20 protein-coding genes are annotated in these 22,768 nt (G+C 71.5%); 11 read left to right on the plus strand and 9 right to left on the minus strand.

All coding sequences use genetic code 11. The features are described from left to right. The first annotated feature begins 5 nt into the window (after positions 1-5). The 6 genes from AB0D85_RS17490 (at position 6) to AB0D85_RS17515 (ending at position 5,926) form a co-directional block, all read left to right on the plus strand. Entirely contained in the window at positions 6-890 is an 885-nt protein-coding gene (locus tag AB0D85_RS17490; RefSeq protein WP_362320575.1) for an MBL fold metallo-hydrolase, read from the plus strand. 132 nt (positions 891-1,022) lie between these two features. Then, positions 1,023-1,949, plus strand: coding sequence for an ABC transporter ATP-binding protein (locus AB0D85_RS17495; RefSeq protein WP_362320578.1), 927 nt, complete (start codon positions 1,023-1,025; stop codon positions 1,947-1,949). Continuing rightward, positions 1,946-2,755, plus strand: coding sequence for an ABC transporter permease (locus AB0D85_RS17500; protein WP_362320582.1), 810 nt, complete (start codon positions 1,946-1,948; stop codon positions 2,753-2,755). Before AB0D85_RS17495 ends, AB0D85_RS17500 begins: the two co-directional genes overlap by 4 nt. 13 nt (positions 2,756-2,768) lie before the next feature. Continuing rightward, positions 2,769-4,085, plus strand: a complete 1,317-nt coding sequence (locus AB0D85_RS17505; protein WP_362320585.1) for a histidine kinase — start codon at positions 2,769-2,771, stop codon at positions 4,083-4,085. Continuing rightward, positions 4,082-4,747 carry a response regulator transcription factor gene (locus AB0D85_RS17510; protein ID WP_362320588.1) on the plus strand — a complete coding sequence of 222 codons (666 nt, stop codon included), beginning with the start codon at positions 4,082-4,084 and terminating at the stop codon, positions 4,745-4,747. The genes AB0D85_RS17505 and AB0D85_RS17510 overlap by 4 nt, the downstream gene beginning before the upstream one ends. Positions 4,748-4,918: 171 nt before the next feature. Next, positions 4,919-5,926, plus strand: coding sequence for a zinc-binding dehydrogenase (locus tag AB0D85_RS17515; RefSeq protein WP_362320591.1), 1,008 nt, complete (start codon positions 4,919-4,921; stop codon positions 5,924-5,926). Between the two features lie 179 nt (positions 5,927-6,105). Here the strand turns inward: AB0D85_RS17515 and AB0D85_RS17520 are convergent, their stop codons facing one another. Continuing rightward, a complete protein-coding gene (locus AB0D85_RS17520; RefSeq protein WP_362320594.1) occupies positions 6,106-6,942 on the minus strand; it encodes an SDR family oxidoreductase in 837 nt (278 codons plus the stop codon). 216 nt (positions 6,943-7,158) lie between these two features. Here AB0D85_RS17520 and AB0D85_RS17525 point away from each other — a divergent pair, with 216 nt between their 5' ends. After that, on the plus strand, positions 7,159-8,514 hold the full coding sequence (locus AB0D85_RS17525) for a sialidase family protein (RefSeq protein WP_362320597.1): 1,356 nt from the start codon (positions 7,159-7,161) through the stop codon (positions 8,512-8,514). A 124-nt stretch (positions 8,515-8,638) separates the two neighbouring features. Here the strand turns inward: AB0D85_RS17525 and AB0D85_RS17530 are convergent, their stop codons facing one another. The 4 genes from AB0D85_RS17530 to AB0D85_RS17545 are packed head-to-tail and all read right to left on the minus strand — an operon-like array spanning position 8,639 to position 11,862. Continuing rightward, complete coding sequence (locus AB0D85_RS17530; RefSeq protein ID WP_362320600.1) at positions 8,639-9,742, minus strand: hypothetical protein; 1,104 nt, start codon at positions 9,740-9,742, stop codon at positions 8,639-8,641. A 44-nt stretch (positions 9,743-9,786) separates the two neighbouring features. After that, on the minus strand, positions 9,787-10,296 hold the full coding sequence (locus tag AB0D85_RS17535) for a carboxymuconolactone decarboxylase family protein (RefSeq protein ID WP_362320603.1): 510 nt from the start codon (positions 10,294-10,296) through the stop codon (positions 9,787-9,789). A 35-nt stretch (positions 10,297-10,331) separates the two neighbouring features. Further along, complete coding sequence (locus AB0D85_RS17540; RefSeq protein ID WP_362320606.1) at positions 10,332-10,850, minus strand: VOC family protein; 519 nt, start codon at positions 10,848-10,850, stop codon at positions 10,332-10,334. 19 nt (positions 10,851-10,869) lie between these two features. Next, on the minus strand, positions 10,870-11,862 hold the full coding sequence (locus AB0D85_RS17545) for a zinc-binding dehydrogenase (protein WP_362320609.1): 993 nt from the start codon (positions 11,860-11,862) through the stop codon (positions 10,870-10,872). A gap of 106 nt (positions 11,863-11,968) precedes the next feature. Here AB0D85_RS17545 and AB0D85_RS17550 point away from each other — a divergent pair, with 106 nt between their 5' ends. From AB0D85_RS17550 to AB0D85_RS17560, 3 genes are read left to right on the plus strand one after another with little or no spacing between them, the layout of a single operon-like run. After that, positions 11,969-12,664 (plus strand): TetR/AcrR family transcriptional regulator C-terminal domain-containing protein, encoded by a 696-nt coding sequence (locus tag AB0D85_RS17550; RefSeq protein WP_362320612.1) that lies wholly within the window; start codon positions 11,969-11,971, stop codon positions 12,662-12,664. Further along, positions 12,661-13,299, plus strand: a complete 639-nt coding sequence (locus AB0D85_RS17555; protein WP_362320615.1) for a TetR/AcrR family transcriptional regulator — start codon at positions 12,661-12,663, stop codon at positions 13,297-13,299. Before AB0D85_RS17550 ends, AB0D85_RS17555 begins: the two co-directional genes overlap by 4 nt. Positions 13,300-13,344: 45 nt before the next feature. After that, on the plus strand, positions 13,345-14,004 hold the full coding sequence (locus AB0D85_RS17560) for a TetR/AcrR family transcriptional regulator C-terminal domain-containing protein (RefSeq protein ID WP_362320618.1): 660 nt from the start codon (positions 13,345-13,347) through the stop codon (positions 14,002-14,004). 9 nt (positions 14,005-14,013) lie between these two features. Here AB0D85_RS17560 and AB0D85_RS17565 read toward each other — a convergent pair whose 3' ends face one another. Together AB0D85_RS17565 and AB0D85_RS17570 are read right to left on the minus strand one after the other, a co-directional pair. Continuing rightward, the gene (locus AB0D85_RS17565) at positions 14,014-14,679 is read right to left on the minus strand and encodes an NAD(P)H-binding protein (protein ID WP_362320621.1); all 666 of its coding nucleotides are present in this window, start codon (positions 14,677-14,679) and stop codon (positions 14,014-14,016) included. A gap of 52 nt (positions 14,680-14,731) precedes the next feature. Then, positions 14,732-16,933 carry an MMPL family transporter gene (locus tag AB0D85_RS17570; protein WP_362320625.1) on the minus strand — a complete coding sequence of 734 codons (2,202 nt, stop codon included), beginning with the start codon at positions 16,931-16,933 and terminating at the stop codon, positions 14,732-14,734. 120 nt (positions 16,934-17,053) lie between these two features. Here AB0D85_RS17570 and AB0D85_RS17575 point away from each other — a divergent pair, with 120 nt between their 5' ends. Then, the gene (locus tag AB0D85_RS17575; protein ID WP_362320628.1) at positions 17,054-17,626 is read left to right on the plus strand and encodes a TetR family transcriptional regulator; all 573 of its coding nucleotides are present in this window, start codon (positions 17,054-17,056) and stop codon (positions 17,624-17,626) included. 18 nt (positions 17,627-17,644) lie between these two features. On the opposite strand, the gene AB0D85_RS17580 is transcribed toward AB0D85_RS17575, so the two are convergent. Both AB0D85_RS17580 and AB0D85_RS17585 read right to left on the minus strand, forming a co-directional pair. Beyond that, positions 17,645-21,118, minus strand: a complete 3,474-nt coding sequence (locus AB0D85_RS17580; RefSeq protein WP_362320631.1) for a S8 family serine peptidase — start codon at positions 21,116-21,118, stop codon at positions 17,645-17,647. An 82-nt stretch (positions 21,119-21,200) separates the two neighbouring features. After that, on the minus strand, positions 21,201-22,682 hold the full coding sequence (locus AB0D85_RS17585) for a polysaccharide deacetylase family protein (protein WP_362320634.1): 1,482 nt from the start codon (positions 22,680-22,682) through the stop codon (positions 21,201-21,203). Positions 22,683-22,768: the final 86 nt, after the last annotated feature.

Consider the following 22,768-nt stretch of genomic DNA (forward strand, 5'->3'; position numbering starts at 1 on the left):
CACCCATGCCCGCAGCCGACGTGGGCAGCGCGACCGTCGATCTCGTGGCGGAGCACACGCTGCCGGTACCGCTCACGCTCCTCACGAAGGACACGGCGCTGATCGAACGGCACGTCGCGGCACTGCCCGACGGCTTTCTCGACCCGGCGACCATGAACTTCCGTTTCTCCAACCACAGTTGGGTCGTGCGGGTGGACGGGATCACGGTCCTCGTCGACCCCGGCACGGGCAACGGCCGCACCGGCCGGGGACCCTACTTCGACGACCTGGAGACTCCCTATCTGGAGCGGCTGGCCGCGCTCGGAGTCCCGCCGGCGGAGGTGGACGTCGTGTTCAGCACCCACCTCCACCACGACCACTGCGGCTGGAACACCAGGCGCGACGCCGGCGCGTGGGTGCCGACGTTTCCCAACGCCGAGTACGTCATCGTCCGGGAGGAGTACGAGCGCTGGGACACCGACCGGCCCGAGCCCCACCCGAACACCTTCAACCCGGACGTGTTCGACGAGTGCGTCCGTCCGGTCGTGGCGGCGGGGCAGGCCCGGATCGTCCGGGCGCCGTACGAGGTGTCGTCGAGCCTGACGGTGGAGCCCGCGCCGGGGCACACCGACGGGCACGCGATACTGCGCCTGGACTCGGACGGCCGGCGGGCCTACTTCACCGGCGACGCCTTCCACCACCCGGTCCAGATGACACGACCGGAGCTGCGTCTGCCCGGGTGCGACGAACCGGAGGCGGCCGTCGCCACGCGCCGGGACCTGGTGGCACGGGCGCTGGCCGAGGGCGCGCTGCTGTTCCCGGCGCACTTCCCCGAACCCCACTACGGCAGCCTCGCCGCCGAGGGCGACGAGGTCGTCTTCGTGCCCGCGGCGCCGCCCCCGGCCGTCTGACCCGCCCCGGACGGTACTTCCGTACCAGTGCCCGCGGGCGAACGGAACCTACGGACCATGCTCGGCACCCGTCACCGCACGTAGCTTCGATCGCGGATACGGACACACCGAGCGACGAAATGGTGCGTGATCATGATCGAGGCGAGGGAACTCACCAAGCGGTACGGGGACAAGACGGTCGTCGACCGGCTCAGCTTCTCTCTTCAGCAGGGCACGGTCACCGGCTTCCTGGGTCCCAACGGCGCCGGCAAGTCCACCACGATGCGCATGATCATCGGTCTGGACCGGCCGACCACCGGTTCCGTCACCGTCGACGGCCGACGCTACGCCGACCATCCCGCGCCGCTCCACGAGATCGGCGCGCTGATCGACGCCAAGGCCGTGCACCCGGGCCGCAGCGCCCGGTCCCATCTGCGGATCCTGGCCGCCACGCACGGGATCTCCGCCCGCCGCGTCGACGAGGTGCTCACCCTGGTGGGGCTGCAGGCGGTCGCCGACAAGCGGGCCGGGAAGTTCTCCCTCGGGATGGGGCAGCGGCTCGGCATCGCCGCCGCGCTGCTCGGCGACCCGGCGGTCGTCATGCTCGACGAACCGGTCAACGGACTGGACCCGGAGGGCGTGCTGTGGGTGCGGCACCTCCTGCAGCGGCTGGCCCGCGAGGGCCGCACCGTGCTGGTCTCCTCCCACCTCATGAGCGAGATGGCCCTCACCGCCGAACGACTGGTGGTCATCGGCAAGGGCCGGCTGCTGGCCGACACCAGCATGGACGAGTTCGTCCGCCGGGCCGGCGGCCACGGGGTCAAGGTGGTCACGGACGAGGCCGCGCGCCTGGCCGAGCTGCTGGCCGCGCCCGGTGTCACCGTCACCCCGGGAGCCACGCCCGGACAACTCGTCGTCGAAGGCCTGGCCTCGGCCGAGATCGGCCGGGCCGCGGCCCGGAGCGGGATCGCCCTGGTGGAGCTCACCCCGCGGCAGAGCTCTCTGGAGGACGCCTTCATGGACCTCACCCGCGACAGCTCCGAGTACGTCACCGCCGACCTGGAAGGGGCCCTGCTGTGAGCGCCACGACCCACCCGGCCGTCACCGGCCCCCGCCGCGTGGTGACCTTCCCGCATGTCCTGCGCAGCGAGTGGATCAAGCTGTGGAGTGTCCGCTCGACCTGGTTCACCCTGGGGCTGGCCGTCTTCCTCATGATGCTGATCGGCGTCGTGGCCTCGCTCGTGTTCGACCCCACGGGCACCACGCCGGCCAAGGCCGGTACGGACGGGGTGTCCCTCTCCACCAACGGCGCCATGCTCGCTCAGCTCTGCACCGGCGTCCTCGGCGTCCTGATCAGCGCGGGAGAGTACGGCAACGGGATGATCCGTTCGACGATGTCGGCGGTGCCGCGCCGGACACCCGCGCTCTGGGCCAAGGCCCTGGTCTTCCTGGCCGTCTCGTTCGCCGTGTCGGGTGTCACGGTGCTCGTGACGTTCCTCGTCGGCAGCCCCCGCTTCGACGGGACCGCGTTCGCGGTGTCCCTCTCGGACGCCGGGGTCGTCCGGACCCTCGCCGGTACGGCCCTCTACCTCGCGCTCGTCGGGGTCATCGGTGTGGGACTGGGCTTCCTCCTCCGGTCGGTGGCCGGCGGTGTCGCCGTCATCGCAGGGGTACTCTTCGTGGTCGACAGCCTCACTTTCCTGCTCCCGGCGAGCGTCGCCGACGCGGTCATCCCGTACCTGCCCGGCCACGCCGGACGCGCGATGATGGGACTGCACGGAGCGAGTGACCTGCTCAGCCCGGCTGCCGGCGCGGGCGTCCTCGCGGCCTGGGCGGCCCTCGCCCTCGTCGGTGGAGCCGTCCGCTTGACCCGCACCGACGTGTGAGGACCGAAGCACCATGAACGACCGCCGTCTCCGGGCCCGCCTCGGCCGTTCCGAGGCCTCGCCGCGCGGGTCCGGCGGACGGTCCGCCGTGATCGGACTGCTGGCACGGACCGCGGCCCGGGTGCGGGCGGCCGACCGGCGCGTCCCCGCCCTGTGGGACTCGCTGGTCGTCGCGGCGTTCCTGCTCACCGGGCTGCCCGACTTCCTGGCGGGTCCCTTCCAGCCGTCGTTCCTGCACATCGAGAACCCCGCGCTGCCCGAGGCGACGGTGCTGGCCATGGAGGCCACCCTGACCGTGCCGCTGTGGTGGCGCCGACGCGCCCCCGTCGCGGTGACCGCCGTCATCGCCTCGGTCTCCCTCGGCCAGTGGATGCAGGGCACCTGGCTCAGCTCCGGCATCGTCATCGTCCCGGCGCTCTTCAACCTCGCGCTGCGCACCCGGCCGCGCGGCAGCGTCTGGGCCTGGGGCGCCGTGACCGCGGCTTTCGTGGCCGCGGGCGTGCGATTCGACATCGGCGTCCCCGGAGTTCTCGCGCTCATGGGGGCGACCACCGTCGCACTGGCGGCCGGACTCGCGCTGCGGGGCGGCCGGATGCACATCCTGGAACTGGAGGACCGTGCCGAACGGCTGCGGATCGAGCAGCGTCTCGGCGCGGAGAAGGCCGTCACCGAGGAACGCGCCCGTATGGCACGTGAAATGCACGACATCGTGGGCCACAACCTCTCGGTCATCGTCGGCCTCGCCGACGGCGCCGCCCATCTCGCATCCACCCATCCCGACCGGACCGCGCAGGCCGCGCACATGATCGCCGACAGCGGGCGCCAGGCCCTCACCGAACTCCGCCGGCTCGTCGGGGTCATGCGGGACCCGGCCCAGGACGGCCCGGAACTGGCGCCGCAGCCCGGCCTGAACGACCTGCCCGCACTCGCCGACCGGGTCCGGGCGGTCGGCAACCCCATCCGTCTGCGGCTGCCGGAGAACACGGAGGGCATCAGCCCGGGACTCCAGCTGGCCGTCTACCGCATCGTGCAGGAGGCGGTCACCAACTCGCTCAAGCACGCCGCACCCGGCGCCCTGGTCACCGTGGACGTCCGGTACGCGGAAGGCGCGCTGGGCATCACCGTCAGCGACCGCGGGCCGCGTCGCACGGACCGCGGTGCCGGGCGGCCCGGCGACGGCCACGGCCACGGCCTCATCGGCATGCGGGAACGTGCGGCGCTCTTCGGCGGGGACGTCAGCGCCGGTCCCGCGCCGGACGGCGGATGGACGCTGCGAGCCGATCTCTACGACAACCCCACCGCCTTCCCGCACGAGAGCGAGTCGCCGTGACCACGGTTCTGATCGCCGACGACCAGCCGCTGCAGCGCATGGGCTACCTCATGGTGCTGGCCAACCGCCCCGACATCACCGTCGTGGGTGAGGCCTCGAACGGCATCCAGGCCGTCAGAATGACCGCAGAGCTGCGCCCCGACGTGGTGCTGATGGATGTCCGCATGCCCGGTATCGACGGCATCGAGGCCACCCGCCGCGTCGTGGCCTCGGGGACCCGCAGCCGGGTGATCGTACTGACCACCTTCGACCTGGACGAGTACGCCTACGACGCCCTGCGCGCGGGAGCCAGCGGCTTCCTGCTCAAGGACGCCCGCCCCGAGGAACTCCTCTCGGCCATCCAGGCCGTCGCCGCGGGGGACGCGGTGATCTCCCCGCGCATGACCCGGCGGCTGCTCGACACCCACATCCTGCGGCGCCCCGACCCGGAGCCCCCCGGCAACCCGGTGATCCCGTACGACCTCAGCGCCCGGGAACGCGACGTGTTCGGTGCGATCGCCCTGGGCATGTCCAACGCCGAGATCGCCGCCCACCTGCACCTGACGGAGTCCACCGTCAAGAAGCACGTGAGCGGCCTCCTCGCCAAGATCGGTGCCCGGGACCGGGTGCAGGCCGTCATCACCGCCTACGACCTGGGCCTCGCGAGACCCCAGGACGGGTGACCTCCACGGCGGGGTGAGGTGGAGCCGGCTACACCCCGCGTTCGGGAGCGGTCTCCCTCGCACCGGCGCGCGCCTCGGGGAATCGTTGTACATGGCAAGCACATGCTCGCGTCCCAGTGGCCGGCCGGCTTGCCGAGTACCGGACCCGATCCCCCGAAGAGGAAGACCACCATGAAGGCAGCTGTCTACAACGGCCCCAAGGACGTGACGATCACCGAGCTGGCCACCCCGGTCTGCGGCGACAACGACGTCCTGCTCAGGAACCTGTACGCCAGCGTGTGCGGCTCCGACGTGTCCGCCTACCACCACGGGCCCCGGGCCCACCGGATCACCCCGGGCAGCGAGTTCGGCCACGAGATGGTCTCCGAAGTGGCGGCCAAGGGCAGGAACGTCACCGGACTCGAGGTCGGCGACCGTGTCTGCCCCTATCCGGTGCTCGCCGCCGGGGACTCCTCGCGCGCCGGCACCCTGGGCGGCTTCTCCGAGTACATCCTGGTTCCCGACTGCGAGGTCGGCAGGCAGGTCCACCCGGTTCCCCGCTCGATCTCCACGAAGACCGCCGGTCTCATCGAGCCGTTCACCGTCGCCACCCACGCCGCCCGCCGCGCGGCCCCGAAGGCCGGGGAGAGCGCGCTCGTCTTCGGGGCCGGCACGATCGGCATCGCCGCGGCCGTCGCGCTCAAGCACTTCGGCTGCGGCAAGGTGATGCTGGTCGACCTGTCCGACTTCCGTCTCCGGAAGGCGGCCGAGCTGGGCTTCGAGACCTGCAACTCCGCCACCGAGGATCTGGCGGCCAGGACCGCCGAGGTGTTCGGTCCGGCCCGCACCATCTCGGGTCCCACCGCGGACATCGACATCTTCATGGAGGCCACCGGGGTGAACGCGCTGGTCGACAGCTACCTGTCGATGGGCAAGATCTTCAGCCGGATGGTCGTCGTCGGCGTCCACCAGACCCCGCACCCCATCGACCTGGCGAAGCTGGCCTACTCCCAGCACAGCGTCATCGGCTCCGGCGGCTACCAGCCCGAGGACGTCGACACCGTCATGGAGATCATGGAGTCCGGCGCGTTCGACATCGAGTCCGTCGTCACCCACGAGTTCCGGCAGGCCGACATCGTCACCGCCATCGAGACCGCCGGTGACGTCGACAGCGCGCTGAACGTCATGATCAAGTACTGATCCGGTGCGGCGGCGGTCCGGCCCGGCCCTTGCGCGCCGGGCTCACTGGTACTCAAGTACCGCGCCGCGTGGGGCAATTGGCACTTGAGTACCGCCCGGTCCGGGGGTGCTGTCCCTATCGTCGAAGGGCTGCTGCGGCGAGCGTTCCGAGGGAGCCTCCGGAGGAGGAAAGGGAGGGGTCAACCGGACCGGAGGGTGCCGTAGAGCCCGCCGTCGGCGAGAACGTCGGTGCCGGAGATGAACGACGCGCGGTCCGAGGCCAGGAACTCCACCAGATCGGCGATCTCCAGCATGGTCCCCTCCCTGGCCAGCGGGGTCCGCGCGTACAACTCGCGTTTGACGGGACTGTTGGAGAACTCGGCCGCTCCCATGGGCGTGGCGATGAGTCCCGGTGACAGGGACACGATCCGGGCACCCCGTTGCCCCCAGGCATGGGCCTCCCTACGGCACAGGGACAGCAGTCCGTACTTCGAGATGTGGTACGCCGTCGCGCCGGTGCGATCCTCCGGCGCGATCGCGGCGGCGAGACGAGAGGCGGTGTGCGGATGGGCGGGATCCCCGAGGAGCGACTCGACGGCGGGGGCGGCCTGGTAGGTGTGCGCGGCCAGGGAGGCGATCAGGACGGCGGCGGATCCCTGCCCGGCCAGGGGCAGCAGGGCCCGGGTGACCAGGGCGGGGCCGGTCAGGTTGACCTGGAGGATGTGCTCGAAGTCCCCCGCGACCGGCGACAGCCCCGCGACGTGCGCGAGCACCCGGAAGCCGCCCCGGGCGGCCACCTCCCGGGCCAGCGCGTCGACGCTCTCGGGCCGGGTGATGTCGCACTCCGCGGCCTCCGCGTCGCCGCCTTCCTCGCACAGGCCGCGTGCGACGCCCACCGCCCGTTCACGGTCGATGTCGACGACCAGGACCCGATGGCGCTGACCCAGCCTTCGGGCCACCGCCGTCCCCAGTCCACCGGCGCCGATGACGATGGCGAGTTTCCAATCGGGCCTGCTGCTGGTTCCGAGTCGATGCATGCCGGACTCCCTCGCTCTCCCGGCGGGGCGAACCCGCCGTCCGCCGCCTGCCGTACCTCGCAAGCCTGGAACCGGCGACAGGACGGCGGGCCCCGCTCGGCCGGTGAGCGGAACGCCCTCCCTCATCGAGGCCCGCCACGGGCCTTCCCCACGCTCCCGGCCGATCCGCGGCCGGGTCGGCACGGCACAGCCCCTTCACAGCAGGAAGGAACCAAGATGCCGGACATCAGTCCGTCGGTCTTACGAGAGGGAAAACTCAGAGTCGCCGGTGCGATCGTGGCCCTGGCGCTGGCCCTGACGGTCTCGCTGGGCACCGCACAGGCACAGGCCTCGAACCACAGGTCCGGGAGCGCCGTTCTCCAGGTCGACGTCACGAACTCGACGGACCTGGCCAACGGTCAGCCCGTGGTCGCCGTCAACCCACGCAACCACGACGACATGGTGTACGTCTCGACGGACGACGTCGCGACGGGCACCACACTGGAGCACTACGGCTGCTATGTCGCCCACTCCGGCGACGGCGGTCGGACATGGACCAAAGAGGCGTGGCCCTACGGTGACAGTCCGCAGTGCGGCGACCCGTACCTGGCCGTCGACTCCCACGGCATCTTCTACCTGTCCTTCAACGAACTGGGCTGCCCCGACGATCCGACCGGCCCGCCGCACGGCACCTGCGGCGGGGTGGCCAACCCCGTGGGGGTGGCGAGGTCGCTGGACGGAGGCCGCACCTGGTCCGACCCGGTGGGGACGACGGCCGCGCGCGGAGCGACCCCGCGGCTGCGGGTGGACTCCGCCACCGGCTACGTGTACGTCGTCGGCGGAGCCGGGAACCCCGTCCCCTCGGCGCTCGCGGTCAGCGAGGACCACGGACTCACCTGGAGCCCCATCACTCCCCTGCCGGACCAGCCCTTCGGCAACCAGATCGCGGTCCACAACGGGGTCCTGGCGACCGCGACCGCGATGAAGATCGTCGGCGGGACCTCGGTCGTGGCGACCGAGGTGAACTTCGACGTGAGCTTCGACCAGGGCAGGACGTTCAGCTCCTTCCCGGTCACGGACAGCCGGGGTGCGGCGGTGGCGCCCCCCGAGGGCCCCTCGCTGCCGAACAACGTGACCTTCTCGGCGACCGACCCGGTTCCCTGGGTCACCGCGGACCCCACCCGCACCGGCCGGTTCGCGCTCATGATTCCCCGGGGCGACACCTTTGAGGTCTACGTCACCGGTGACGCCGGCCGGAGCTGGACCGGACCGGCCGTCATCGCCGCGCCGGGGGCCGTCAAGCCCTGGATCGAGTACGGACCCACCGGGCAGCTCGGTGTGATGTGGCGGACCATCTCGGCCGGGAGGACGGATGTCTACTCGACCGTCTCGTTCGACCGGGGCAAGTCGTTCGGGCGGGTCCTGAAGCTCAACAGGGCCAGCCTCGGGTACGGCTTCCTGCCCAGCGGAGGCGACGAGTGGTCGCGCATCCTGCTGACCGGTGACTACGCCTACGTCACCTGGTCGGGATCCGCGACCGACGGGGGCATCGATGGGATCGTGGACCGCGTGCCTCTGTCGCTCTACCGCTAGTCGCTCCGCCCGCACGAAGGACCGCCGGTTCGCCGGCACCCGGGCCGGAGGCCGACATCGTCGAGCTCTCCGGCCCGGGGGCGCGGCACGCCGACGGAGGGAACGGCGGCCGGCGCGGCGCTGCTCACGAGTGGGTGATCGCCCTGTGGGTGAAAGTGGGGGTGGTTCCCGGGTTGGCCCAGGACGCGGTCAGTTCGCTGGAGGGGAAGAACTGCAGGAAGCGGGGGTCGGCCTGGGAGCGGTCGACCAGGGTCTTCTCGATGATCAGCGAGTTGTACTGCTCGGCCGTGGTCTCGATCGTGTTGGCGTTCAGCACCACCTCCTGGCCCCAGGTGCGGGACCAGCGGGCGAGGCCCGGCATACGGGAGTGCTCGGGGGTGAGGCACTCGGCGGCGATGACGTTCTCGCTGGACGCCCAGACGCCGGTGGAGGTGTTCAGGACCAGGGTCTGGTTGCCGAGGACATGCCCCGGGGTCTCCACCACGGCCACGCCCGGCCCGAGGAGCAGCGAGCCGTCGACGGCGAGGAACGCGTCCGGCCGTACGTCCTGGTAGGTCCCCGGCTGGTACCAGGGCTGCTGGAGCGGGTGCAGCTGGGACATGGCGAGCAGCTCGTGGCGCTGCACGACGACCTTGGCGTTGGGGAAGGCGGGGGTGACGGTGGCGCCGCCGAGGTCGGACTGCGGCCTCGTCGTGCCCACCCAGCGGCGCAGGTCCTGGGTGTGCAGGTGGTCGAAGAGCAGGTAGTCGACGTCGGCCGGCTTGATGCCGAGGCGGGCCAGATGGCCCAGGACCGTGCCGTGTTCGGTGGTGAGCAGCGACTGCAACGGTTTGGGGGTACGGCGGATCAGGGCGGCGAAGTACGGCGTGTTCTGGCCGAGTTCGTGGTCGCTGGGCTCGAACAGCAGCACCCGCCCGCGTCCGTCGCTCTCCGTCCACCGCACGACCAGCATGCGGTTGGTGATCGACACGAACGGCGCGACGGCCCGACTGGCCCGGAACAGGCCGAACCTGGTGGGGTACGGCAGTGTGATCAGATCGCAGGTGGCGACGCTGTCGGGGGTGCCGGTGGCGGTGAACTCGGACCGGAACACCTTGGCCTGACTGCGGGCCCAGGCGAGCTTGGCGCCGTACCCGCCGGGGACTTCGGCCAGGCCATCGAAGGCGGGGACACGGGTGCCGAGGGTGGGCATGTCGAGGACGTCGGAGTCCTGCCAGGCGAGCTTCATTGGGTCTCCCGGAGGATGGTGGGCGAGGGCAGTGCGGAGGGGATTCAGTACGGGGCCTTCTCGCCCTCGGTCGTCACGCCGAAGGTGTTGAGGAAGTTGCAGACCAGCTGGTAGAAGCCGACCGTGAGCACCAGGTCGGAGACTTCGCCCGCCGTGAGGAACTCCAGCGCCTCGGCGCGGTCGGTCTCGGTGAGGGTGTGCTGGGCGAGCAGCCGGTCGGTCAGGGCGAGGATCGCCGTCTGCTCCGCCGACAGCCCCTCGGCCGAACCGGTCCTGGCGGCGGCGATGCCGGCCTCGTCGAGGCCGAGGAGGCGGCCGATGTTCTCGTGGTGGTGGATCTCGTACGGCGCCCGGTAGGTGTGTCCGACGCGGAGGATGGCGAGTTCGCGCAGCGGGTGCGGGAGAGCGCTCTGGAAGATCGCGTCGGCCATCTGCAGGAAGGCGGGCGCCAGGGCGGGCGAGTGGAACACCATGCGGTAGATGTTGACGGCGGACCGCTCGGCGGCGACCTTCTGGAGATCGGCGGGGAGCGCGGTCAGATCGGGGTAGTCCACGGGTTTGTTCCTCGGTCTTCCTTCGTACGGTGGTGTCAGCCGACCTTGTTGACGGGGTTGGTGCCGTCCCAGGTGGCCGCCATCTCCCGCAGTGCGGCGAAGAGTTCGCCCTTGGCGCCGCCGATGTCGGAGATCTCGATGACCGTGCCGGGGTGCGTCTCGGTGTCGAGGTAGGCGAACCGGCCGCCCTGGATCGCGCCCTCCTGGGCGACGGTGTAGCCGAGGGACAGGGCGCGGTCGTAGAGCTCCTGGTAGTCCTTGCTCCAGTAGGCGACGTGCTGCGCGCCCTCGTGCCCGGAGTCCAGGAAGTCCTTGTAGAGGGACGGTTCGTCGTTGAGCGGCTGGATCAACTCGATCTGTATGTCACCGGAGTTGGCGATCGCGGCGGCCATCTGCATACCGGACTCCACGCCCCGGTAGGTGAACCAGTCCGTCTGCACCGGCTCCTGGTAGAACCACGGACCGACGCCCTGGGCGACCCAGAACTCCATCGCGGCGTGCAGGTCGCGGACGACGTATCCGATCTGCGCGATCTGCCCGAAAACACGGCTCATGCTGCGGCTCTCTTCTCTCTCAGAATTCCGGCAGTTCCAGAACGATCTTTCCGACGGCCTCGTTGGACCGCATGCGGTCGGCCGCCGCCTTGGCGTCGTCGAAGGCGAAAACGCTGTCGACGACGGCGCGGACCCGGCCCTCCGCCACGGCGGGTACGACATCGGTCATGAGGGCGGCGCAGACGTCGGCCAGCTCGTCGGGGGTGCGCACGCTGAACGTCGTACCGATGACGGTCAGGCGCCGGAACGACAGCTGGTTGAGGTCGATGGTCGACTCGGCTCCGGCGAGCCGGCCGACGTTGACGACGGTGCCGCCGATCCGGGTGGCCGGGAAGGTGTCCGCGAAGAGCTGCCCGCCCACGTGGTCGAGGGTGAGGTCGGCTCCCTCGCCGCCGTTGGCGGCTGCCACGGCCTCGGCGAGGTTCTCGGACGCCGTGTTGACGACCGCGTCCGCGCCGACCGCCTTCAGGGCGTCGGCCTTGCCGTCCGAGGTGGTGGTCGCGATGACCCGGGACGCGCCGAGCGCCTTGGCCAGTTGTACGGCGACGAGGCCGACCGACGACGTGGCGCCCACGACGAGCACGCTCTGCTTCAGGCCGAACCCGCCCTGGGTGAGGGCGTCGTGCTCGGTCGCCAGGGCCACGGGCAGGGCCGCCGCGTCCGTCCATGACAGGGACTCCGGCACCGTGATCACATGCCGGTGGTCGACCAGCGCGTACGGGGCGAAGGCGCCGAGCGTGACGCCCATGACCCGGTCACCGACGGCCGCGTACGGCACGTCGGCGCCGATCGCGTCGACCTCACCGGCGAATTCGAGGCCCGCGGTGAACAGGTCGCTGGTCTTCGCCCGGGGGTTGTAGGTGCCCTGGAGCATGTACAGGTCCGCCCGGTTCACGGCGGCTGCCCGCACCCGGACCCGGATCTGCCCCGGCCCCGGCTCGGGGACGGCGACGTCACGGGCTTCCCATTCGGGGCCGGCGCCGCCCATGAGCGCGCGCATGGTGCTGGTCATGAGTGTTCTCCGATGCGAAACTTATAGTGTATGTCCACTGTTTCCTCAAGCTAGACTTACGTAATAAATGATGTCAAGACTTCGATGCGGAGGGAGGGGTGCCGCGATGGAGGTCCGGGGCACCGGCCGGGGCAGGCGGCTCGGCCTGACACGGGAGAAGGTCGTCGACGCGGCGCTGGCGCTGATCGACAGGGACGGCCCCGACTCCTTCTCCCTGCGGAAACTCGCCGGTGAGCTGGGCGTCGAGGCGATGTCGCTCTACAACCACGTGCCGAACAAGGACGCCCTGCTGGACGGCGTCGCCGAGGTGCTGCTGGGCGGGGTCGACTTCTCCGGGGCCGGCGCGGGCACCTGGCAGGAGCGTGCGCGCGCCCATGCCGCCGCCTTCCGCGCCGCCGCGCTGCGCCACCCCAAGGCGTTCACGCTGGTCCTGACCCGGCCCACCCAGTCACCGGCGGCCCTGGAGAGCATCCGCTGCGCCCTGGCGGGCTTCCCCGAGCTCGCTCTCTCCCCTCAGGAACTCGTCCACGTGGTGCGGAGCTTCGCCGGGTACACCGTCGGCATGATCATGAGGGAGCTCGGCTCGGCCATCACCGCGGGCGCGGTCGAACCCGGCCAGGTCAAGCGCCGCATCGACGAGATCGTGGCCGTGGCCGACCCCGTGCTGACCGCCGCCGCGCCCTATCTGGCGGTGAGCGACCACGAGGCCGAGTTCCGGCACGGCGTCGAACTGCTCATCGCCGGACTGGCGGCACGGGTGGGCGTGCCGTACGACGGGGGTCCACGGGAGACGCGCCCGTGACCGGTACCGGCTCCGGCGCCCGCACTGGTTCCGGCGCCCGGGGTGCTCCGAAGCCGGAGGGTGGAAGCCGGCGGCGGCAGCCGCGTGGCCTGCGGCGCGCCGAGCAGATCCTGGAAGCGGCGGAGGGACTCGTCGCGTCCGTCGGGGTGGCCGACGCCGGGATGAACGCGCTGGCACGGCGCGCGGGCGTGTCGCCCGGCACCCTCTATCAGTACTTCCCGCACCGGCGGGCCGTGGTGGACGCGCTGCTGCGGCGGTTGGCGGCCGAACTGCCGGGGCGGGCCAAGGCGGGGGTGGAGGAGGTGTGCGAAGCGCTGGCCGCACTCGCGGAGCGCCGGCCGGCCCTTCTGCCCCTCCTGTGCGGTGCGGAGCCGCAGGACGAACCGAACGTGCTGCTCCAGGCACTCTCGGCCTGTCTGGCCCGTGCCCTGGGGTCCGAAGCCCGCGAAAGCCCCGAGGGGGCGGTCGGTGAGCTCGCCGCCCGCATCCTCGTCCAAGGCGTCGCCGTCGCCCTGCGGTGCGGCACTCCGGATGCCCGCGCGGCGATCCTCGGCCGGACCCGAGCGGCGATACTCGCCACCGCTGGGACCCCCGGGCCGGCGCCGTCTTCGTCCCACTTGAAACTTATGAGATAAGTTGATGGCCGCTGCCAGGCACTACGGCTGACCGGAGGAGGGGCGATGGCAGAGCGGATGACCCGCCGTGGGCCACTGACCAGGACGGAGATCGTGCGCCAGGCCCTGGTCGTGGCCGAGACGGAGGGCATGGAGAAACTGTCGCTGCACAAGATCGCGGCGGCGGTCGGGGTGCGGACCATGTCGCTGTACAACCACGTCGACGACAAGACCGACGTGCTCGACGCCATGGCGGACGTGATCCTGAGCGGGATCAGGATTCCCGAGGTCGACGAGATGCCGTGGGAGGACGGACTGCGTGCGCTGGCCCGGTCCTTCCGCGTCGCCGCCCTGGAATACCCCCGCTCCGCGTCCCTGGTGCTGACCAGGCGCCTGAACGCCCCCGCGGCCATGCCGGTCGTGGAGGCCGCGCTGCGGGTGCTGAACCGTGCGGGACTGGAGGGCGCCGCCGCCGTCCATGTGCTGCGCGCCTTCATCGCCTTCCTGATCGGGACGCTCTCCCGGGAGGTGGGTTTCGCACCGACCTACGCCGGTGCCATCCCGGGCGTGACGGCCATGCGGGAGAAGGAACTCGTCGACAGCGGACTGCCCGCGGTCGCCGCGGCGGCCTCGGAACTGTCGGTCTGCGACCACGAGGCGGAGATGGAGTTCGGGCTGGAGATGCTCCTCGACGCGATCCGCCGCCGCGTCGAGACACACTCCTGACACCGCCCGTCAGGCGTGGTGCCGTGGCTTCCAGCCGGTCTCGGTCGTGATGAGCAGCCGCTGTTCGGAGGGGTCGTTGCTCTTCACGATGTCGAGCAGCGCGGTCGCGACGTTTGCGAACGGCAGCGTGGGCAGACCGGGGACCTTGGCCACATGGTCGAGGCGCTTGACGGCGGCCGAGGCGGCCGCCGGGGCGTCCTTGAGGTTGACCGGGTAGACGGTCGTCCAGTTCAGGCCGGTCGAGGGGAGGATCTCCTCGGCGAGTTCCTTGTCCTTGAAGATGGGGGCGACGACGGTGCGGTAGACGAGCCGGGCCAGGAACGAACCCTTCCGCGCCGTGTCGCCGACACCGAACGCGGAGACCAGCACGAACCGCTGGATGCCCGCGTTACGCGTCGCGCGGGTGATGACGGGCAGGGTGCGCTGCATCAGGTCGACCGGCTTCTTCGCGCGCAGCGGGACGCCGATGCACGAGACCACGGCGTCCGCGCCGGCGAAGGCCTTGGACAGGGCCGCCTCGTCGTCCAGCGATCCCTGGACGACCGTCAGCCCGGCCCGTGGGACCACGGCATCGGCACGGCGGACGTAGGCGATGACCTCGTGCCCGCCGGAGAGGGCCTGTTCGAGGAGGCGGGTGCCGATGTTTCCGGTGGCACCCAGGACGGCGATCTTCATTTCTGTCTCCTGACGGGGGTGGGGTGGAGGGTCTTGTCAGCCGGTGCCGGGGTCATCCCACGGCGGCTTTCTCCGGCTCGTCGTCGCGTTCCCGTGCGGCGCGCTCAGGAAGGTCGGCGCCCTCGATGTCGACGTCGGGCAGCGCGCGGTCGAGCCATCGGGGGAGGCTCCAGGCACGGCGGCCGAGGAGGGCCATGGCGGCCGGGACGAGGGTCATGCGGACGAGGAAGGCGTCGATGAGGACGCCGACGGCGAGCGCGAAGCCGATGGACTTGATGACCGGGTCCTCGTTGAAGATGAACCCCGCGAAGACCGCGGCCATGATGAGCGCCGCGGCGCTGACCACGCGTCCGCTGCGGGCGACGCCTTGCACGACGGCCTGCTGCGGGTCGCGCGTGTTCTCGTGGTGCTCGCGCATCCGGCTGACGAGGAACACCTCGTAGTCCATGGCGAGTCCGAACAGGACGCCGATGAGGAGGACCGGCAGGAAGCTGGTGACCGGTCCGGCCGAGGGGATGGCGAGCGGGCCGTCGAGGTGGCCGTACTGGAAGACCCAGACCGTGGTGCCGATGGCGGCCGCGATCGAGAGCAGGAAGCCGAGGGTCGCCTTGAGCGGCACCAGCAGCGACCGGAAGGCGAGCGTGAGCAGGATCAGCGCCAGGACCACGATGATCGCGACGAAGAGCGGGAGGGCGCCGGAGAGTTTGTGGGCGACATCGATGGCCGCGGCCGTCTGGCCGGCGATGTAGAGGGTGCCGCCGGCCCTGGCGACGGCCGGGGCGTTGTCGCGCAGGCGGTGGACCATGTCGGTGGTGGCCTGGGCGTCGGGTCCGGTCTTCGGTACGACGGCCATCACGACGAGGCTCTTGTCGGAGTTGGGGACCGGCTTCGACACCGCCGCCACGTCGGAGTCCCCGGCCAGTGACGTGCGCAGGCGGGTGACGGTGGCCGTGACCTTCCCGGCGGGTATGTCCCCGGTCTCGACGACGGCGACGAGGGTCGCGTTGAAGCCCGCGCCGAAGCCCTTCGACAGCAGGTCGTAGCTCTTGTGCTGGGTGCTGGAGGTGGGGGAGGAGGCGTAACTGGGCAGTCCCAGGCGGAGGTTGCGGGCGGGCAGGGCGAGCGCGAGGAGCGCGGTCACGCCGGTGAGGAGGACGATCAGCGGGCGGCGGGTGACGGCGCGGGCCCAGGCCAGGCCCCAGGAGCCGGGGACGCGCTCGCGGCGGCCGGGGCGGGGCTTCCTGGCGCGGGGGCGCAGTCGTTCGCCGAACAGGCCGAGTAGGGCGGGGACGAGGCTGACGGCGATGAGGACGGCGATCAGCACGGTGGCCGCGGCCGACAGGCCCATCACGGCCAGGAAGGGGATGCCGGTCGCGGACAGCGCGGCCAGGGCGATGATCACGGTGGCGCCGGCGAAGACGACCGCGCTGCCCGCGGTGGCCACGGCCCGGGCGATCGAGTCCTCGACGTCCATGTCGGGGTCGGTGAGCTGCTCGCGGTGGCGGGAGATGATGAACAGGGCGTAGTCGATGCCCACCGCCAGGCCGATCATGAGGGCGAGCACGGTGGACGTGCCGGTGATCGACACCCATGTCGAGACGAACTTCACGCCCAGCACGCCGATGGCCACGCCCACGACCGCGGTCAGCAGCGGCAGTCCGGCCGCCACGAGCGAGCCGAGGGTGAGGGCCAGGACGACGAGGGCCAGGACGACACCGACGAGTTCGGCCGGGCCGCCGACACTGGTCTGGGCCTTCATCGCCGTTCCGCCGTACTCGACGTCCAGGCCCGCCTTCCGGGCCGGGGCCATGGCGCGGCTCAGGGTGTCCTTGGCGTCCTGGGTGACGTCGGCGGCGTCCTGCCGGAAGCGGACGTCGGCGTAGCCGATGCGCTTGTCGGCGGAGAGCGACCCGGTCCTGAACGGGTCGGTGACCTGTACGACCCCCGGGATCCCCGCCGCCTTCGCCAGCCCCCGCTCGACGGCCGTCCTGCTCGCCGTCTTCGTCAGGGCGCTGTCCTCGGGCGCCGCGTAGACCACGCGGATCACACCGCCCGCGGCGTCCGGGAACTTCTTCTCCAGGAGGTCCTGGGCCTGCTGCGACTCGATGCCCGGGACCGTGAAGTCCGAGGCCACCTTGCCGTGGACGGTGATCCCGAGTGCGCCGACCGCGGCCAGCAGGAGGATCCAGGCCGCGATGACCCGGCCGCGGCGGCGTACCGCCAGCAGCGTCCATGCGTAGAGGCGAGACGCCATGTCCGCGCCGTCCCTTCGTCGTGTGGTTCCGGGAGTGCCGTGACGGCGCCCCTCACACGATGCAGCCTAAGGCATAATTGCAGTCGGCTGTAAATTAGCGCCCGATGGTAATATCTGGGTATGGTGACCAACGAGCCGAGGGACGGGCTCCGGGAGCGCAGTAAGGCCCGGCGCAGGGAAGCGATCCTCCGGTCGGCGTACGAGCTCTTCGCCGAGCGGGGTTTCGAGGCGACGACGATCGCCGACATCGCCGAGGCGGCGGAGGTCTCGCCGCGCACGGTCACGCTCTACTTCCCCTCCAAACTGGAGCTGGCGCTGGCCCGCTCGGACGCGCTGGCGCAGCGGCTGCGGACGGCGCTGAACGACCGCGAGCCGGGCTGGCTGACCCTCGACGCCCTTGAGCACTGGCTGCGCGCCGAGATCGCTCAACGCAGCGACCTGGACGACCTCTCGGAGCGCATGTTCGACCTCAACCCCGAGCTCAGGGCGGTCAGCAACGGCCGGCTCTCGGATGTCGTCCAGGAGGGGGCCCGGCTCTTCGCCGAGGAGAGCGGCAGCGCGCCGGACGCGTTCGGGCCCCGCATGGTGGCCGTCACGGCGGCCGCGGTCATCAGTGAGCTGTGCCATCACCCCGAGAAGGCGGACATCGACGCGGCGATGGAGTTCCTGCGGGCCGGGGCGGCCACGCTGTGAGCAGCACGGGAAGGTCCCTCACCTGATGGTGCGGTAGGCCGTCGGCAGGGTCTCGGTCACCGTGTTGCCGCCGGTGTCCACGAGGGTCGCCCTGAGGCTGACCGTGCCGGGCTCGGCCGGATGGGTGAGGACGAGGGAGCGCCTGCCGTCGGCGGCGGTGTGCACGGGAGCCGTCTTCCAGGTGCGTCCCCCGTCGTAGGAGACCTGCACGGTCAGGGACTTGACGGCGCCCTTCTTCGCGGCCGGACCCTGGAGGACGATCGGGAGGGTCAGCCGGCTGCCCGCCTTCGCGGTGCTGGTCAGGCTCAGCCTGGGCATGAAGCGGACGACGGACAGCGGGAGTTGATCGAGCTTGTCGGCCGGCGTGTAGTCCATGGTGAACGTCCACACCGCCGAGACCCTGTTCCCCGCGGAGATGTCCCGGGCGGGGTGGGAGGCGTCGAGGCTCAGCCGGTAGGTCGCCCGCTTCGTGGGCAGGCCGCTCATCGCGTCCAGGCCACAGGGGTCCTTGCGCCGGTCGGCGATGACCTTGCCGCCGGCGGTGAGGCGGAAGTGCCAGTCGGCGTCGGCGCCGTTGACGTGACCCGCGCCGTCGGAGAGGAGCGGCACGCACAGGGCGTAGTAGGTGCCGCTGTGGGAGGCGCCCGGACTGCCCACGCCGGTGTAGGGGGTGATGACCGGGGCGAAGACTCCGGTGTTGTACGTCTCCCGGTAGGCGCGGCCGGGTTCGAAGCGCCGGGGCGCCGCCGGGGCCAGCAGGGCGAGGTAGGGGTAGGTGTCGTTGCCGACGTTCGCGCCCAGGCTCCAGCGCAGGCCGTCGTCGGTGGACACGTAGTGCACGACGGAGGCGGCGGGCACCGTGCGGTTGGCGCCGAGGGCGCTGCCGGCGAGGCCGGAGACGTCGGACCAGCCCGGCATCGTCCAGCCCGCGTTCGGGGTGGCCGTGCTGCCCTTGGCGTTGGAGCCGATCGACGTGACCACCTCGGCCAGACCTCGGCGGGTGAAGGTGCGGGTCAGGCCGGTGAAGAAGGAGCCCTTGCGGGTGGTGACCAGGTCGTACAGGGGGCCGGTGGTGCCGCGCTGCCAGACACCGCCGATCTGGGCGAGGAAGGTCGAGGCGGGGGCGGCGGGGCCCGCCTGGGCGAGGTAGACGCGGTCGTACGCGCTGGACGCGCCCAGCAGGACGAGGCCGGCGTAGTCGTAGGCTTTCTTGGTGCCGTGGGCGCCGTAGACGACCCGGCCGTCGTAGAGGTGGGCACGGGCGTCGGGCGCGGTGACCTTGATGGGCTTGCCGGTGCGGGCGTCCAGCGCGAGGGTGGTGTCCTTGTCGACGGCAAGGCCCGGTGAGACGAGTTCCGTCATCGCGTCCTGGTTGTTCTCGCGGCCCTTGAGCTGGACGTCGACGAGGTAGCGGCCCCTGGGGACGCGGAGGGTGACCTTGCCGGCCGGGGTGCCGGTTCCGTCGTCGCCGAAGCTCCACTGCTTGCCGTTGTCCAGGCCCGTGACGTTCGCGAGGGCCGGGCCCGTCGCCTTGCCGTCGCGGCCGGTGAAGGTGAGGGTCAGGTCGTACGACTCCGCCTCGCGGACGACGCCGAGGACGGTGTGGATGTCCGTGCCCGAGGCCGACTTCGCCGTGATGCTGCCCGAGTACGTGCCGTCCGTCGTTCCGGCGCGTGTGTCGGCGGTCACGGTGGCCTGGGCGGTGCCGCCCGCCGGGACGGTCAGCCGGTCGGCCGCCAGGGTGAACAGGCCGGTCGGGGCGGCCTTGCCGTCGGGGCCGGTGCCGGTCGCGGCGAGGTCGAGGGTGACGGGCTGGTCGCCGGTGTTGCTGTAGGTGAGGGTCTTGGTGACCGGCTGGTCGTCGGTGTGCGGCCACTTCTGGAGGCCGAAGTTGAGGGCGGGCCGGTCGGCGACGACGGTCTGCGCGATGGCGTCGGCCACGTCGACCCGGCCCGCGCCCGCGTCGTACGGCGTGGAGGCGTCCTTCAGGGCCACTGCGGAGTCCATCAGCGCGGCCTTGATCCGCTGCCCGGTCCAGGTGGGGTGCTCCTGGGCGAGGATGGCGGCGGCGCCCGCGACATGGGGGGTGGCCATCGAGGTGCCGCTCATCCTCACATAGCCCGCGGTGGAGACCGCGTCGCCCTCCGTGCCGTGGGCGGCCTTGGCGGCGATGATGTTCCAGCCCGGAGCGGCGATGTCCGGCTTGAGGTCGCCGTCGGCGGTCGGGCCGCGGCTGGAGAAGGACGTCAGTCTGTCGTCGCCGTCCACGGCGGCGACGGTGAGCGCGGCGGCCGCCGCGCCGGGGGAGTTGACGGTGCTCGCGTCGGGGCCGCTGTTGCCCGCGGCGATGACGAAGAGTGCCCCGGTGGAGGCGGAGAGGTCGTTCACGGCCTTCTCCAGCGGGTCGGTGCCGGGGGTGTCGGCTCCGCCGAGGCTCATGTTGACGACCTTGGCGCCCTGTCCGGTGGCCCACTGCATCGCGGAGATGAGGAAGGACTCCTGGGTGCCGCCCCGGTCGAACACCTTGCCGATCAGCAGCCTGGCCCCGGGCGCGACCCCCTTGTACCTGCCGTCGCTCTTCGCGCCCGAGCCGACGATGGTGGAGGCGACATGCGTGCCGTGCCCCATGGTGTCGTCCGTGGTGCCCGAGCCGCTGAAGTCCTTCGCGGCGGCTATGGAGTTCTTCACGTCCGGGTGGGTCGCGTCGATGCCGCTGTCCAGGACCGCGACCTTGACGCCCTTGCCGTCGTAGCCGGCCTTCCACGCGGCCGGGGCGTGGATCTGCGCGGTGCCCTGCGTGGGATCGGGCGAGACGGAACTCTGCGTCGGGGCAGGCACCTTGGCGTCCAGCCAGACCCGGTCCACGCCGGGTGCGGTGGTCGCGGCCGCGCTGTCGCCGCCACCGGTCGGGTCGGTCAGCGCCTCCCACACCTTGGTGGCGTCGGGCTTGTCGGCGGCCACGGCCTGGCCGTGCACGGCGGGCAGTTGCCGTTCGACCGCTGCCTCGACCGACTTGACCGACTGCTGGGCCCGGTCCGCCGCGGAGCCCTTGTAGGAGACGATCAGCGGCAGTGTCCTGCGGTGGGCGTCGTCGTAGCCGTCGGCCACCAGCCGGGTCACGTCGAACAGCCGCCGGTCCAGGCGCCCGTTCGCCAGCAGCGCCGCCGCGTCGGCCGGAACGACGTAGGTGTGTCCGCCGTAGCGCCGTACGGACACCGGGATGTCCGCACGGCCCTCGCCCCGGGTCACCCCGACGATCCGGCCGGCGGCGTCCATACCCACGGTGTCCCCGGTCACCAGGGTGACCTTGGAGGCCGCCCCGGCCAGGCTGTCCGGCACCGGTTCCGCGGGTGTCGCGAGGGAGATGTCGGCGGCCGCGGTGAGGCCGGCCACCGCCAGCAGCGCGGCGGCACCCGCGCCGAAGGCCGTCGCCTTTCCACGCCTCTTCAGCCTGTGCTTGGTGGGCAGCCCGCTGCCCGGTTCGTCGTGCAAGGAAGGTCTCCGCTTCTTGGAGGTCCGGGAGATCCGGGAGATCCGGGAGGTCCGGGAGGTCCGGGGGGTTCTGCAGGCGTTCTCAGAGAGCGGCCCGAAGGTGACTGACCGTCACGAAGTGGAAGCCGCGGGCCGTCAGGGTGCGCAGGATCTCCGGGACCGCCGCCACCGAGGTCGGGTGGATGTCGTGCATCAGGACGACGCTGTTGCGGGCCGCCTTGGTGATCACGGTGTTCGCGACCTTCGCCGAGTCGCGGTACTTCCAGTCCTCGGTGTCCACGTCCCACAGCACCGGAGAGAGCGTGGTCGCCGACTTCACCTTGGCGTCGACCGCGCCGTAGGGCGGGCGGAAGAGGGTCGGTGCCGTGCCGGTGGCGGCCTTGATCGCGGCGCTGGTGCGGTCGAGCTGGTAGGCGATCTGGTCCGGTGTGAGCTTGGTGAGGTCGGGGTGGTTCCAGGAGTGGTTGCCGACCTCGTGCCCCGCCCGCGCCTCGGCGCGCACCAGCTCCGGGTGGGCGGCGACGTTCTGCCCGACGGTGAAGAAGGTGACGCGGGCCTTGTACTGGGCGAGGTATTCCAGCAGGGTGGCCGTCTCCGGGGCGGCCGGACCGTCGTCGAAGGTCAGGGCGATGCACTTGACCTGCTTGCAGTCCGTGGTGTCCGTCCCCGAGGCCGTCTGCGTCGGGGTGGCCGCCGAGGGGGCGCTGCTCGCGCCGAGGTCGAGAGTGCCGCCCGGGCTGACGGTCTGCCGCTGGACGCGCCTGCCGAAGGCGGACAGCAACGGCGTGACCGTCGCCCTGGGCAGCGACACGACATAGCGTCCGGCCGCGGGGACGCCCACGGTGTCCCGGTCGAACTCGATGCGCAGCCCGCCGTTCGCGGTCGGCTCCATGTCGTCCAGCAGGTCGGCCAGGCCCGTCTTGTCGGCGAACGTCGAGTTGAGCTGGCTCGCGTCGATGCCCTCCCGCCCCTTGAGCTGCTTCTCGACCGCGGCGACCAGCGCCGTGCGCTCGTCGTCGGCGATCAGCTCCAGCGCCGTACGCGCCCTGCCCGCCGCGCCGTCGTACCAGTACGTCGTCGTCGACAGTCCGTCCCCGACGGACGCGCGGTCCAGTGTCGACAGCCGTACGCCGAGGACGTCGCCGGAGGCGACCAGGAACTGGTAGCTGATGTTCAGCTCGCTCCCGGCCCCGGACCCGTCGGTGCACTCTCCCGTGGACTGCCCGCCCGAGCCCGTGCCGAGGAAGGTCGCGAGGCGCCCGCTGACGTACTTCTTCATCGAGGCCGTCATCGCGTCCGCGCCGGGCACCGCCGGATAGCTGGTCGCATACCGGCAGGCGCTGTGCTCGCTGCTGTCGCTGACGACGTCCAGGCCCTTGATCCGCGACGGATCGACGCCTGTGACGGCGGCGGAGGAGCCGGATGCGGTGCCCTGGGCGCGCGCGTCCTGCGTTGCCGACCCTGAGGAACCGGACGACCCGGTCGACGCGGACGAGCAGGCCGTCGTCAGGGCCAGTGAGCCGAGCAGGAGCAGCGAAGGGAGGAGGGCAGGGTGTTTGCGCATGCGAGTAGTACCTCGGTGAGTGGGGCGCGGGGAGCGGGCCGGAGCCCGGCCACGTCCCGATCTCACCGGGCGAGGCGTTGTTCAGC

The organism is Streptomyces sp. NPDC048277 (genome assembly GCF_040652235.1).
GTDB lineage: Bacteria > Actinomycetota > Actinomycetes > Streptomycetales > Streptomycetaceae > Streptomyces.